General features: G+C 44.0%; 1 protein-coding gene. It reads right to left on the bottom strand.

Features of this window, described 5'->3' with window-relative positions:
- A partial coding sequence (locus tag CWC11_RS22540; RefSeq protein WP_349304435.1) for a DEAD/DEAH box helicase occupies window positions 1–275 on the bottom strand: 275 nt, incomplete at both ends.

The following is a 275-nucleotide window of genomic DNA, read 5'->3' as shown; positions in this document are numbered from 1 at the left end:
GGGCTTCATCAATGGCAAATAAACTGATGTTACAGTTGGATATGCGATCAATAAAGTCGCGTTGTAAGGCTTTCTCTGGAGCAACGTACAACAGCTTTAAACGACCTTGGAAAAGCGCGTCATAGGTATCTTTTTGCTGCTCCCAAGCGACGCTGTTGTTGATATATTCAGCGGCTATGCCTTGTGCTTTTAACTGCGCGACCTGATCTTGCATTAATGAGATAAGTGGCGATATAACAATTGTCACGCCTGCAAATAATACTGCTGGGACTTGG

This window comes from Pseudoalteromonas sp. S3178 (genome assembly GCF_005886985.1).
Classification (GTDB): domain Bacteria; phylum Pseudomonadota; class Gammaproteobacteria; order Enterobacterales; family Alteromonadaceae; genus Pseudoalteromonas; species Pseudoalteromonas carrageenovora.
This window is presented reverse-complemented; position numbering and strand designations above follow the sequence as displayed.